The 13,128-nt window shown below is 45.5% G+C and carries 16 protein-coding genes and 1 other annotated feature; of the genes, 13 read left to right on the top strand and 3 right to left on the bottom strand.

Going from position 1 to position 13,128, the window contains the following annotated elements; genetic code table 11:
- Window positions 1-17: 17 nt before the first annotated feature.
- A complete protein-coding gene (serA, locus tag CF651_RS03150) occupies window positions 18-1,601 on the bottom strand; it encodes a phosphoglycerate dehydrogenase (RefSeq protein WP_094013347.1) in 1,584 nt (527 codons plus the stop codon).
- A 96-nt stretch (window positions 1,602-1,697) separates the two neighbouring features.
- Window positions 1,698-1,940, bottom strand: a binding site (T-box leader).
- 154 nt (window positions 1,941-2,094) lie between these two features.
- Here serA and CF651_RS03140 point away from each other — a divergent pair.
- Window positions 2,095-2,589: a rhodanese-like domain-containing protein gene (locus CF651_RS03140; protein WP_094013345.1), complete on the top strand. Its 495-nt coding sequence runs from the start codon at window positions 2,095-2,097 to the stop codon at window positions 2,587-2,589.
- Window positions 2,590-2,668: 79 nt separating this feature from the next.
- Here CF651_RS03140 and CF651_RS03135 read toward each other — a convergent pair whose 3' ends face one another.
- Window positions 2,669-3,589, bottom strand: a complete 921-nt coding sequence (locus CF651_RS03135) for a hypothetical protein (protein WP_245855674.1) — start codon at window positions 3,587-3,589, stop codon at window positions 2,669-2,671.
- Window positions 3,590-3,655: 66 nt separating this feature from the next.
- Between CF651_RS03135 and CF651_RS03130 the strand changes: the two genes are divergently transcribed.
- Together CF651_RS03130 and CF651_RS03125 are read left to right on the top strand one after the other, a co-directional pair.
- Window positions 3,656-4,252 carry a CPBP family intramembrane glutamic endopeptidase gene (locus CF651_RS03130; RefSeq protein ID WP_094013343.1) on the top strand — a complete coding sequence of 199 codons (597 nt, stop codon included), beginning with the start codon at window positions 3,656-3,658 and terminating at the stop codon, window positions 4,250-4,252.
- Window positions 4,249-4,464, top strand: coding sequence for a hypothetical protein (locus CF651_RS03125; RefSeq protein WP_094013342.1), 216 nt, complete (start codon window positions 4,249-4,251; stop codon window positions 4,462-4,464). Before CF651_RS03130 ends, CF651_RS03125 begins: the two co-directional genes overlap by 4 nt.
- A 31-nt stretch (window positions 4,465-4,495) precedes the next feature.
- Here CF651_RS03125 and CF651_RS03120 read toward each other — a convergent pair whose 3' ends face one another.
- Window positions 4,496-5,428, bottom strand: coding sequence for a polysaccharide deacetylase family protein (locus CF651_RS03120; protein WP_094013341.1), 933 nt, complete (start codon window positions 5,426-5,428; stop codon window positions 4,496-4,498).
- Window positions 5,429-5,532: 104 nt separating this feature from the next.
- On the opposite strand from CF651_RS03120, the gene CF651_RS03115 reads away from it, so the two are divergent.
- From CF651_RS03115 to rpsA, 10 genes are all read left to right on the top strand, one after another.
- Complete coding sequence (locus CF651_RS03115) at window positions 5,533-5,880, top strand: hypothetical protein (protein WP_094013340.1); 348 nt, start codon at window positions 5,533-5,535, stop codon at window positions 5,878-5,880.
- 201 nt (window positions 5,881-6,081) lie between these two features.
- A complete protein-coding gene (locus tag CF651_RS03110; protein WP_094013339.1) occupies window positions 6,082-6,684 on the top strand; it encodes a genetic competence negative regulator in 603 nt (200 codons plus the stop codon).
- A gap of 212 nt (window positions 6,685-6,896) precedes the next feature.
- Entirely contained in the window at window positions 6,897-7,589 is a 693-nt protein-coding gene (prsW, locus tag CF651_RS03105) for a glutamic-type intramembrane protease PrsW (RefSeq protein ID WP_094013338.1), read from the top strand.
- Window positions 7,590-7,639: 50 nt separating this feature from the next.
- On the top strand, window positions 7,640-7,801 hold the full coding sequence (locus CF651_RS32145) for a hypothetical protein (RefSeq protein WP_179232659.1): 162 nt from the start codon (window positions 7,640-7,642) through the stop codon (window positions 7,799-7,801).
- A 104-nt stretch (window positions 7,802-7,905) separates the two neighbouring features.
- Window positions 7,906-9,264: a germination protein YpeB gene (ypeB, locus tag CF651_RS03100; protein WP_094013337.1), complete on the top strand. Its 1,359-nt coding sequence runs from the start codon at window positions 7,906-7,908 to the stop codon at window positions 9,262-9,264.
- A 140-nt stretch (window positions 9,265-9,404) separates the two neighbouring features.
- On the top strand, window positions 9,405-10,058 hold the full coding sequence (locus CF651_RS03095; protein ID WP_094013336.1) for a flagellar brake protein: 654 nt from the start codon (window positions 9,405-9,407) through the stop codon (window positions 10,056-10,058).
- Between the two features lie 62 nt (window positions 10,059-10,120).
- Entirely contained in the window at window positions 10,121-10,354 is a 234-nt protein-coding gene (locus CF651_RS03090) for a hypothetical protein (RefSeq protein WP_094013335.1), read from the top strand.
- A 124-nt stretch (window positions 10,355-10,478) separates the two neighbouring features.
- Window positions 10,479-11,159 (top strand): (d)CMP kinase, encoded by a 681-nt coding sequence (gene cmk, locus CF651_RS03085; protein WP_094013334.1) that lies wholly within the window; start codon window positions 10,479-10,481, stop codon window positions 11,157-11,159.
- A gap of 1 nt (window position 11,160) precedes the next feature.
- Window positions 11,161-11,745: a lysophospholipid acyltransferase family protein gene (locus tag CF651_RS03080; protein WP_094013333.1), complete on the top strand. Its 585-nt coding sequence runs from the start codon at window positions 11,161-11,163 to the stop codon at window positions 11,743-11,745.
- A 130-nt stretch (window positions 11,746-11,875) separates the two neighbouring features.
- Complete coding sequence (rpsA, locus tag CF651_RS03075; protein WP_094013332.1) at window positions 11,876-13,120, top strand: 30S ribosomal protein S1; 1,245 nt, start codon at window positions 11,876-11,878, stop codon at window positions 13,118-13,120.
- Window positions 13,121-13,128: the final 8 nt, after the last annotated feature.

Genomic DNA, 13,128 nt, shown 5'->3' with positions numbered 1-13,128 from the left:
TGTTGTTCGTGAAACAATTAAATGGAAAGCTCTTTGGCATTAATTAATTCAGGAAGCTCAACTAATTGCTGCAGAACTTCTTTTGGAGTCGATTTATCTGTCGTTAATACCATAATTGCGGAACCGCCGACGCCTTTACGACCGACCTGCATGGTTGCAATATTCACGTCATTGCTTCCGAGCAGCGTTCCTACTTTACCAATGATTCCCGGCTTATCGTTATGGGAAATCAGGAGCAGGTTGCCGTGAGGTGCAATATCGACTGGATATTGATCGATTTGTACAATCCGCTCGCCATAGCCTGCAAGCAAGGTACCGGCAACCAGACGCTCCTCATTTTTTGTTTTTAATGTTACGGATACCAAGTTAGTGAACGTTTTGGAAGTCGTTGATTTTTGGATGACAACATTCACATCACGTGTTTTGGCAAGGTGCATCGCATTAACGATATTAACGCCTTCCAGCTGGTTGGCAAGAACACCTTTAACGATATAACGGTTCAATGGGTTAACATCCACATCAACCAGGTCTCCGGAATAGCTGATGATGATTTCTTGCACTGCGCCTTCTGTCGTTTGACCGATGAATTGTCCCAGTTTTTCACCCAGGTTGAAGTAAGGCTGTAATTTATTCATAACGACTGCTGGAACCGGAGGCATGTTTACCGCATTTTTGAACGGTTCGTCGCGCAAGATGTGCAGTACCTCTTCTGATACGTCGATCGCCACATTCTCTTGTGCCTCTACGGTAGAAGCACCCAAGTGAGGTGTAACGATAATTTTCGGGTTGTTCAGGAACGGATGCTCGGCACGAGGCGGTTCTTCTTCGAACACGTCAAATGCAGCGCCTGCAACGATACCGGATTCAATCGCCTCTACCAAAGCCATTTCGTCAATAATGCCGCCGCGGGCACAGTTGATGATGCGTACGCCTTTTTTCATCAGCTCGAATTGCGGGCGGGCTATGATGTGACGTGTTTCGTTCGTAAGCGGAGTATGCACGGTAATAAAATCAGCTTGAGCGGCAATTTCGTTTACGGTGCCAAGCTTGACCCCGATTTTTTCAGCGCGGTCTTCAGTCAGGAAAGGATCGTAGCCGATGACATTCATGCCGAATACTTTCGCGCGTTTAGCCACTTCGCTTCCGATACGGCCCATACCGAGAATACCCAATGTTTTATTGCGAAGCTCGACGCCAACGAACGTTTTGCGGTCCCATTCGCCGCCAACTGTCTTTTTATATGCTTGAGGGATCGAACGGGCAACAGACATCATCATGGCAAATGTCAGCTCGCAGGTCGCAATGGTGTTACCGTCAGGAGCATTGATAACAACAATACCGCGTTTGGTTGCAGCTTCCAGATCAATATTATCTACGCCTACGCCAGCGCGGCCGACAACCTTCAACTTGCTCGCTGCTGTCATAATTTTTTCGGTAACTTTGGTTTGGCTGCGAACTAACAGCGCATCGTAATCTGCAATAATAGCGATTAATTCATCTTCAGACAATCCGATTTTCTTTTCTACAGTAACGTCTGCCGCATCATTCAATAATTGAATCCCCAGGTCGCTAATACCATCCATGACTAACACTTTGTACATTTCGCTCTAACCTCCAAGAAATTATTTGTGCGCTTTTCCCAAGTAAGATAAGCAGACACAATAAAAAAACCCTTTATCCCCATACGATTACCGTATACAAGGGACGAAGAGTTACTTTCGTGGTGCCACCCTAATTCGCTGCGCGTTCGCACGTACAGCCTCATGAGTCATCTGACCCAGAAAGTTAACGGTTTCTACCCGGCTGCGCCTACATGCGTAAAGAACGCCTTTCGGAACAGCAACTCTGGAGTGCTCCATGTAAACGATAATGTCCGATTCGCACCTTCCATCGGCTCTCTGCGCATTACTCATCTACACTGTCTCCGTCAATGTTTTGTTGCGATTGAAATTTTTCTTAGCGTAACATGCCGCAAAGGCCATGTCAATAGGTGTCGAATCGATTAGGATGAGTTGAAAATCTTAATAATTATTGGTCAACTACCCATAATCGTTCGTGTGTTCATGATCATATTTTAGGTGAATTCAGATATGAATGCAACGATTTTTTTGTGTATTATCTGTTAATTCTGCGGATGGCTGTCATGTCATCAAGAACTACAAAGGTTTTCTTAGTTATATCTTTTTTTACTTGATCAATACCTTCGTTTACGTTATTGTTCTAAACAACAAGAATATAGAAGGAAAAGGAGCTGGAACCACGTTGGATGACTTTGATTTCATTGATCCAAGAGAATTTGTGGCGAAATTAAACGATCATGATTTGGGAGACGCGTTAATTATAGATGTTCGCGAACAAATGGAATGGGATTATTATCATTTGGAGGAAGCGACCTTGCTGCCGATGAGCACAATTCCCGCAAGAATGAGCGAGCTGCCTGCGGATCGCAAATTGTATATCGTCTGTGCTCACGGAGTCAGAAGCGCAAACGTATGCTATTATCTGAAGCATCAGGGTTACGAAGATGTGGTGAATGTTGAGGGTGGAATGGCGGCTGTAGCTGCGCTGAAAGGATTTCAGTACGATTGACGTTAACGTCATCACAGAAAAAAAGCCGTTTTTCCGGGAGCCTTTATGTTAGGTCTCCTGGAAGAAACGGCTTTTCACATTAGTTTTGACTGAAAAAGAACGGTAATTGAGGCAGTACCTCGTTGGCATACCATTTGCTTTTGTTGCGGACGAAATCTCCAGAGCGTGTAGCGCCCGTTGCGTTTAGAATTTCAATGACCTGCTGCACATTCGCAAGGTTCATTTTGGCAGATTGCCCTGACGCGATCATTTCATCAATTCGCGTGGTCAGATCCTGCGGCGTGAAAGATGTAAAGTTTTTACTTGCGGCAAGAGCTGCAGCAATATAATCGTTTTTTACATTTAAAGAAAGCGCGCCCCAATCTTTTAAATTCAGTGGTTTATTGACATCCACATGCTTAAGCTGCGCATTTTCAGTTTCGTTCCATTTAATTATGGCATCGTAATAATTTTTTTGGGCGGCTAACGAAAACTTCTTTGCTTCTGTGAAATATGTATCCTTTTCCATTTCCGCCACCAGGTCGCTACCTTTGATGCTGTTGGCTTTTGCTTGGAAGTTGCCCAAAGCTTCATTAAAAAGCTTCAAACTTTTGGCATAGTTTTGCAAACCTTCCTGAAGCAGCGGAGAAGAGTCCGGCATCGTTTTAGAACTCAGTTCATCGTATTTTTGTTTGGACAGCTTGCCCAAATCCTTTAGAATTAGTGAAGCGTCTGCGGATTGATTGGACTCCAATTCACTCATTTTATCAAACCATTTCTTGTGAAATTCCCTGTAAGGCTGATAAATGGTATGATAGTAGGACACCAAATACTGTTGATGATATGCGCCGTACTGTTTCGTTTCTTCATTATGCTTGGTTAATAGTTCTTCGTATTTGGCTGCGGAACGTTCTTGTCCCATCTTTAAACCGAAGAAAAAGGTTCCAAGTGCGAAAACCAGCATAAAAATAAAGGTTACGGCAAATAAGTAATCTGAGCGTGTAAGCCGTTTGTCCATCATCAAGCTCCTTGTCGTCTTTTTCTAATTGATAGTATAGGTGATTTTGTCGAAAAAAGGAATCTATGGATGAAAAAAATTAACTTTAAAGGGTTCAAGCTTCAAAAAGTGGACATGAACAACATGAATGACCGTTTTTTACTCATCAATCTGTACTTAACCCAGCTCGGAGTTTTGGTTTTGGGTACAATCATCATGCTTTTTCAGAAACCCTCTTTAGCGCAAATGCTGTCTTGGAATAATACTTTTTCCATTGGTTTGTGGGGAGTTGCCTTCGCAGCAGCCGTTCTTGTCGTGGATCTGCTCATCTCGAATTGGGTTCCGCCAGAGGTGACGGATGACGGCGGGATTAATGAGATGCTTTTCAAAAACCGTCCGTTATGGCACATTATTGTCATGTCGGCTATTGTAGCTTTTTGCGAGGAATGGTTATTTCGTGGAGCGATTCAAGCATCCTGGGGCCCGTATTGGACCAGCATCTTGTTTGCAGCCATACATATCCGGTATTTGCAGCATTGGCTGATGACTGGCTTGGTGTTCGGTATTAGCTACGGGCTGGGATGGATTTATATTCAAACCGGTTCATTATGGACACCGATCGTTGCCCATTTTGTAATTGATCTCATCATGGGTTGTATCATTCGTTACAGGAGAGAAGAGGAATGAGTTTAGAAACAAGACCTTTGGAGACTGAAAATAAACAAGGACCTGTTGAAGCGGAGCCGGATGAGCTGTCCCTGCCGCCGCGAAAAGCATTGCATTCAACGGAAAGAGAACGATGGCTTCGAATTTTCTACAGGACCTTGCTGTGGTTATTTATTTTATTGGTCGTGGGGTTGCTCGTATGGGGCTGGAGAAGAGTAAGAGGGGAGATTTAACTAGAATTCTCCCCAAGTACGAATTTCCGTGTCATGGAGTGATATCAATTGAGGCAGGATCGACAAATCCGTACTGCTTCGCCTCTAATTCCGTCAGCAGCTTGTCTAACGCTTTATCCGTCCATGGCAGCTCATGCATCAAAATGTTGCTGCCGGGGCGCAGCTGCTCAAGCACATTGGATACAATTTTGTCGGGATTGTTATTCTTTGTAGTCATGTCCCAATCCAACGAGCCGTTGGACCAAGTCATAAAGAGCATTTGATTTTCCTTTACTTTTGCACGCACTTCATCACTGCCGGAACCGAAAGGAGGCCGGAAAAATTGAGGTGTAATCCCCGTTACATCCTTCACGATCTTCTGAACCTCGTCAATTTGTTGAGCTACCTTTTCCTTGCTTTCCTTCTTTAAATCGATATGGTCCCAGGAATGGTTTCCAATCGTTTGTCCGTGCTCCAAAATGAGCTTCAACAGCTCAGGCTTTTGCTTTACGCGGTACCCATTCACGAAAAATATGGCTTTGGCATGATGCTTGTCCAATGTAGTCAACATGGATTCGAGCATATCATGATCTTTAGGACCGTCATCAAATGTAAGCAGAACCACCTTCTTCTCCGTCGTACTCGGGTCAACGGGCACAATGTCATACGATTTCGGATTTAGCTTGTACAGCTTGGGTACGGACGCGCTTTGGCGAACGGTTTCTTTATTATCCGAAGAAGCAGGCTGCGCGGCAGGAGCTTGATTTGCACTGCTATCGGCTGCAGCTATCGGCTGAACCTTGGAATCGGGTGGTACCTGGGATGGGGCGGTATCATTCATTTGCGGAGACGTATCCCCTTTTTCGGTCTGCTGCTGCGCTGATGGCGAGGATACAGGCGGTGGGGCTGCACCATCCTTGTTCTGACAGGCGGCGATCAATAGAAGCAGGGCGGCAGATGCAATATATAATGCTTTCTTGTTCATTACAAATCTCCATTCTCTTGGTTGGTTTCCTTATTTTATCATGCATGGAACCCCGGTTCATAGCGGAAAATATGTTTGGAAACTTAACTGATGGAGGGATGGCAATGAAATTCGGTTCATTTTTACTTGGAGGCTTGGTAGGTGCGGCGGCCGTTGTTTATTTCAATAATAAAAGTAAATCCATGCTTCTTTCGGCCTTTACCAGCAACAATCAGTCACTCGGCCATGTAATGGATAAAGCGAAAGACCGTTTTACAGATCAATCTGCAGAAGATAAAGCGAAATCGAAAGCAGCTGCAAATACCTCTTTTAAAAAGGACGATCCATTTAACACGGCTGGCGGTGGATTGGAGAAGGTCAAGGATATCGTGAAGGAAGATCCTCAGCTAAAGAGCACGGTGAACGAGATATTGGCAGAAAATGATCAAAAAGAAGTTCACACGATTCAATAAGACGAATAAGGGTAGGTTTTGAAGGGCATAAGTGGAATCTTTCCGCTGATGTCCTTTTGTTTTTTTATCAGGCATTCGTACATTTTTGTTATGTTGTGTTATAATAGTCATATAATTGAATACAAGCTATTGAAGCTTACTCACCTTTTTGACCTTACTTCATAAGCTGTTATTATACGTGTCGGCAAGGAGGAATTCTGTATGAAAATGGAGCGTTTAAGTCAGGACAAGATACGGATTTTCCTCACATTCGACGACTTGACGGAGCGAGGCATTCAAAAGGATGACATGTGGAGAGAAATTCCAAAGGTGCATGAGCTGTTCAGTGACATGATGGACCAGGCATACACCGAGCTGGGCTTCGAACCTTCCGGTCCTTTGGCCGTCGAAGTGCTTGCACTTCCTGCCCAGGGTATGGTCGTCATTGTGACCCGCGGTAAAATGGACTTTCATCACTCCGTGGATTCCTTGGATGAGGAAGTCGAGGAAATGTATGAGCTTGAGGTAACACTTGAGCAAACAGACCAGATTTCTTATGTGTTCCATGACTTCGAAGATTTATTGCGTATGGCCAAAGTATTAAATCCGTTGATTACTGACGGAGGCATGCTGTTCTCTTACAAGAACAAATGGTTCCTGCAGTTAGATGCCGTTGATATGGACGAAAGCGGCTATCAAGCAGTTATTGCCGTTTTGTCCGAATTCGGGGAAGCAGCTTCCGTAACCCGTGCAGTACTGGAAGAGTACGGCAAGACGGTTATTGCAGCTGATGCTGTAAAGGTACTTTGTACGCATTTCAAATAAATGGTAACAGTTAGCATTGAATTCCTGCCAAAAGCATTCGATCCCGCCTTTCATGCTGGGTCGGTGCTTTTTTGCTTTAAGCGGCGGTTATTCCAGGCTCGTTCCTTCCAGCCAGAAAGATTCAATGGCAAAACACTTTGAAAATGTCTATAATAAATGAAACAGGATTTTATTAAGAAATGATTGAAATACCCGAAAACGGAGGGGGACACATGAGCGTCTTCTCAGTCTTAACGGCGGCGATTGCGCCAGGTGTCGCTTTGCTCATTTATTTTTATTTAAAAGACCGATACGATACGGAACCGATCCACCTTGTGACTAAGGTGTTTTTATTTGGCGTTATGCTTGTTTTTCCTGTCATGGTGTTGCAGCGGGCCTTTGTCCATGGGCTTGGCGAGAATCCGTTTGTCTTCTCGTTCGTCATTTCCGCCGGTCTGGAGGAATTTCTGAAGTGGTTTCTTGTATACTTCATCATTTACAAGCATACCTCGTTTGATGAGCCGTATGATGGAATCGTTTATGCCGTAGCCGCTTCCTTGGGCTTTGCCACACTCGAAAATGTGTTTTATGCGTTCCTGAATTCCGCGTCCATTTCCAGCTTGATCTACCGGGCGCTGCTTCCCGTTTCGGGGCATGCGATGTTTGGTGTCATCATGGGGTATCATTTGGGGAGAGCCAAATTTGATCCGCAGCGGAGGACAAGACACTTGATCTATTCATTGGCTCTGCCGATTTTCTGGCACGGCGTGTTCGATTATATTTTACTGACGACTAAGACTTATTGGGTCTGGTTCATGATTCCGCTAATGAGTTATTTATGGATTCGCAGCCTGTGGAAGGTGAACCGGGCCAATGCCAAGTCGCCGCTAAGGGTTGTTCACCCGGAGGAGCAGGTTAAAATTTAAACGGTTTGTCCATAATGACTTGTATTAGACCAACAAACCGGAGGACAGGTATGACAGGAAACGAACGGGTAAAAGTAACGATCCGCTGCAGGATGTGCGGAGAAAAGTTTGTTCTTAGAGGGCGCAGAGATAAAGGAAAGATCGATACGGGGTTTAAGCAGTGCATTTGCAACAATGACAGAGATTTCGAGATCGAGAATCATGATATGTAGAGCATAAAGAAGCCGCGCGGCTTCTTTTTTGTTTTTTTGCATAAGACTCCAATTCCGGGCAAAAACTACAACCAAGTTTGGCTGATGAAGGGAGAATGAAGGACATGTACAAAAGGTTAAGCATCGTCATGTTCCCTATTTTGCTCGTCGCCTTGGTTGGGGCCGGTGTATGGGGATATTTGGAGCATCAAGAAAAAAACTCGATATTGATTAAAGCGGAAAATTCGTATCAGCGAGCTTTTCATGACTTGTCCTTCCACGTGGATAAGCTACATACGGAGCTTGGCAACACGCTTGCAGTGAATACCACATCACAGGATGCGTACAAAAAAGGGCTGATTAATGTTTGGCGCATTACGAGTCAGGCACAAAATGAAATTAGCCAGCTGCCGCTCACGCTGCTGCCTTTTAACAAAACCGAGGAGTTTTTGGCGAATATGGCCAATTTCTCTTACCGCGCAGCGGTGCGTGATTTAAGTAAATCGCCGCTAACTCCGGAGGAAATGTCCACATTAAATGCACTGTACCAGCATTCTTCAGAAATTTCGACGGATCTGAGGGATATGCAGTCCAAGGTGCTGCAAAATAATTTGCGGTGGATGGACGTGGAGACAGCACTCGCAACGGAGAAGCAGCCGTTGGATAATGCGATCATTGACGGTTTTCAGACGGTAGATAAAAAGGTTTCGGAATACTCTGATGTGAAATGGAGTCCGACACTGCTTAATGTGTTTCAGAAAAATGATATGAACATGCTGTCCGGTGCCGAAATGAATGCGGATCAAATCAAGGAAAAGGCAGCTCAATTTCTCAACCTGCAGGATCCGTCAGCAATCCAGGTGGTTGAGAACGGTAAAGGCACGGAATACCAATCCTTCAGCGTTTCGGTTCCCAAGCAGAACACGACGGATGGGATTCATATGGATTTTGCGCGCAAAGGGGGAGAACTGCTGTGGTTTTCGTCCACTAGACCGGTCACAGAGAAAAAGCTGGACATACGTCAGGCGCGAGATGCCGCAGCTGAATTTTTGGATGCCCATAATTATAAGGATATGACAGCCGTAAGTTATGACGAGTATGGAAATGTCGGAAACATTATTTTTGCCAGCCGAAACCAAAATGTCGTTAATTTTATTGATAAGGTTGGGGTTAAGGTTGCCTTGGATGACGGCGAGGTTATCGGACTTCAAGCAACGGATTATGTGTTCAATCATAAAGACAGGCAGATGAAGGCACCGAAGCTGACAGCGGAGGAAGCACGCAAGTCGTTGAATCCTCAATTGAAGGTCAGCAATGAAACCCTTGCCTTAATTCGCAATGATGTAAAAGAGGAAGTGTTGTGCTATCAATATTTAGGAACGATCAACGGAGGCCTGTACCGGATTTACATTAATGCGGATAACGGAACGGAAGAGAAGGTCGAGCACTTGCGAAAAGAAGAAGCTCAGGTGAGTCAAACCTGATCCGGCATATGTTTGGGAGGGAGTCTTCTAAAGGCTCCTTCTTTTTGTGCTTCCCATATGTTGTCTACATGGTATAATAAAATGCAGGATTCTAGTACTTCAGTACTGGTTTCGACAACAATGTCGGGAGGTGCAGGTTTTTGTTGCCAAAAGTGAACGCAATCTTACATATACAAGTAAATTCCATTGATGAAGAGGAAGCCAAACAAGAGTATAAATCAAGAATTGCTGACGTGAAGGATAACTTCATCAGCATGGAAATTCCTATTAACGAGAAAACCGGCAAATTGAAGCGTCTATACGCCGGAGATGAGATTTCCGCTTATTTTATTACAGACGGCGGTGTGAAAAACTACTTTACCACCTCGGTTACCGGTTTCACGGATGACGTCATCCGACTGGTGCTAATCAAGAAACCTGAGCCGGATGCGATCACGAAGGTTCAGCGTCGTAATTTCCTGAGGGTGCCCGCAGAGCTTGAAATTGCTGTTCAATACTCGGACCAGCTAAAGTTTGTTGCGGTAACAGACGATGTCGGGGGCGGGGGCATTTCGTTCCTATGTGAGGGTTATGTCACCATGGTAACTCAGCAAATCGTGAGCTGCTGGCTGCTGGTTCCTTTTAAAAACGGACAGGTCGAGCATGTTCCCTTCAAAGGAGAGCTGGTCCGGATCAAGACTTTGGAGACAGGCAAACAGCAAGTGATGATGCGGTTTGCGGAAATTACGGACTGGGACCGGCAAAAGATTATTCGTTACTGCTTCGAAAGACAGCTTGAGTTTCGCAAGCGATAAACGCATATTTTGGCGAAAGATGGGTACACTACCACCCAAACCGATGTCTTGGAGTGGTAGCCATGAGGCATGACGAAGAAGTAAGCGAGGTTCATTCCGGGTACGAAGACCTATTCATTCAATTTTCCAAAATGGTGGAGAAATGGATTCTGCGCGCGCTGGCCCTTATTCTCGGGCTGCTCGTTATTTCGCAACTGCTCATTCAAATTCCTGTTATTCGTTATTATTTGGTTAAAGTAGAACAGCTGGAGGGAATCCGCTTCCAACGTTCTTCAGGATCCGACAGTGCCGGATAGCTAGGGGACGGTTTGCGTTTTGCAATCTTTCTCTTACCTATGGTATAATTTTCTTCGATCACAGGCAGGGTCTGTATTCTACAAAAGCATCATTGTTATTTATTATTGCTGGGAGGCCCGTGTTTTGGACAAATTTAATATTGCTATAGATGGCCCGGCAGGAGCAGGGAAAAGCACGATCGCCCGGCTTGTTGCCAATGCGTTAGGGTTTGTATACGTTGACACAGGGGCTATGTATAGAGCAGTAACCTGGAGTGTTCTTCGTTCCGGTTTGAGTCCGGATCAGGAATCGGAAGTGATCGCTCTCACTGAACGGTTGGATATCCGACTGGCGCCTGGCGATCAGGGACAGCAGGTTTTCGTGGATGATCAGGAGGTGACGTCCGACATCCGTTCGGCTGAAGTCACCGGGAATGTCTCCCGAATCGCGCAGATAGCCGAAGTACGTCGCATCTTGACAGATAAACAGAAGCGGCTCGCTGCTGATAAAGGCGTAGTGATGGACGGCAGAGATATTGGAAGTCATGTGCTTCCGGATGCCGAGCTGAAGGTTTTCTTGACAGCCAGCGTACGAATTCGTGCCGAGAGACGCTTTAAAGAAATTCAAGATCAACGCTCGGAAGTGACATTAGAGCAGCTGGAACATGAAATTGCTACTAGGGATCGAATGGATGAACAGCGGGAAACCTCTCCCCTGGTCCAGGCCGCCGATGCCATTTTGCTGGATACGACGAACATGACGATTCCGCAAGTCGTAGAGCATATTTTAGGGCTGTGCAGATCCAAGGTTGGCGGGGGGAAGTAGGATGCTTTACACTACGCTGCGCGCAACATTCCATTTCTTGTTCCGCGTATTGTACAGGCTGAGAGTTGTCGGTATGGACAATATTCCCGAAGGAAAGCCTGTCATATTGTGTGCGAACCACACAAGCAATTTTGATCCGCCGCTATTAGGAAGTCCGCTTACTCGACGGAGAGTGCATTATATGGCCAAAGCGGAGCTGTTCGATGTTCCGGTTCTGGGCTGGGTGCTGCCTAGAATATGTGCTTTTCCTGTAAAACGGGGCGGCGTCAGCAAAGAGTCCATCCGTTTGTCGCTGCAGCTGCTGCAGGAGAACAAGATTCTTGGTATTTTCCCGGAAGGCTCTCGTAACAATGCAGGAGGCATGGGGAAAAAAGGGGCCGCTATGCTGGCCATGAAGTCCGGTGCGACCGTTGTCCCTGCAGGCATTGTCGGCGGCTACAAGCTGTTCCGACGGATGACCCTTGTATACGGCAAGCCGGTGGATATCAGTGAATTCGCCGAGTTGGGATCAGAAGGCTTGGAACAGGCTACCGACAAGATTATGGGCGAGATTCGGGCCTTGGTAAAACAGTACGAATCGAAATGATAAATTGTGGAATACTTAAAAAAACAATTGACCGCGTATTTTCTATACGTTGGTAAATTATATACGATAGCAGCAATTGTAACTAATATTTCATTGGTTGAGGGTTGCTAATCAAGGAGGGTATTGAACCATGTCAGAGGAAACAAAAGTGGAACAAAACTTACAAGCAGAAGAAGCGCAGCAAGAGTTATCCCAAGAGGAATCCATGGCAAATGTATCGGTACTGAAAAAGGGAGATACCGTTAAAGGTAAAGTTATTAAAGTCGACGATGATCAAGCATTCGTTGACGTAGGTTATAAGTATGATGGCGTCATTCCTGTGCGCGAGCTTTCTTCCGTAAATCTTGGCAGTGCAGGCGAAGGTATTCAAGTAGGACAAGATGTGGAGTTGAAAGTATTGACTATTGATGATAATAAAGAAAAGCTCGTGCTGTCCAAGCGTGTAGTCGATAGCGAGAAAGCATGGGATCAGCTGCAAGCGGATATGGAAAACAAAACGATTCTTGAAGCAAAGGTTGCCGAAGTGGTTAAAGGCGGACTTGTTGTAGATGTAGGGTTGAGAGGATTCGTTCCCGCATCGATGGTAGAGCGCAATTTTGTTGAAGATTTCAGCGATTACAAAGGCCGTACACTTAGACTTCGCGTGAAAGAAATGGATCGTGAGAAGAACAAAGTTATCCTTTCCCAAAAGGATGTTCTGGATGAAGAGTTCGAAGCCAAGAAGAAGGATGTTATTTCCCAGCTTTCTGTAGGCCAGGAATTAACAGGCACTGTGCAGCGCCTGACTCAATTCGGTGCATTCGTTGATATCGGCGGTGTTGACGGCTTGGTGCATATTTCCGAAATGGCATGGCACCATGTTGAAACGCCTTCCGAAGTAGTTAAAGAAGGCGATCAAGTGAAGGTGCAAATCTTGAAGCTGGATCCTGCTAATGAGCGAATTAGCCTGAGCATTAAGGCTACTCAGCCTGGACCATGGCAGCAAGTAAGCTCGAAGTTCAACGTAGGCGATATCGTGACAGGTACGGTTAAGCGTCTTGCTCAGTTTGGCGCATTCGTTGAAGTAGCTCCTGGTGTTGAAGGTTTGGTGCATATTTCCCAAATCGCACATCGCCACATTGGTACGCCTCATGAAGTATTGAAAGAAGGACAAGAGGTTCAAGTGAAGGTGTTGGATCTGAACACGGATGAGAAACGCATCAGCTTGAGCATTAAAGAAACGGAAGAGGCTCCTGAAGCTCCGGCTCCATCTGCAAAATCCGACCGTCCTGCACGTCAACCGAAAGAAACTGTCATTGCCGAGGAATATCAAAACCAAGGCTTGAACCTGACGCTTGGCGAACGCTTTGGCGATAAGCTGAGTAAATTTAAATAAGTTATGCT

The sequence above is a fragment of the Paenibacillus rigui genome, from assembly GCF_002234615.1.
GTDB lineage: Bacteria > Bacillota > Bacilli > Paenibacillales > NBRC-103111 > Paenibacillus_S > Paenibacillus_S rigui.
This window is presented reverse-complemented; position numbering and strand designations above follow the sequence as displayed.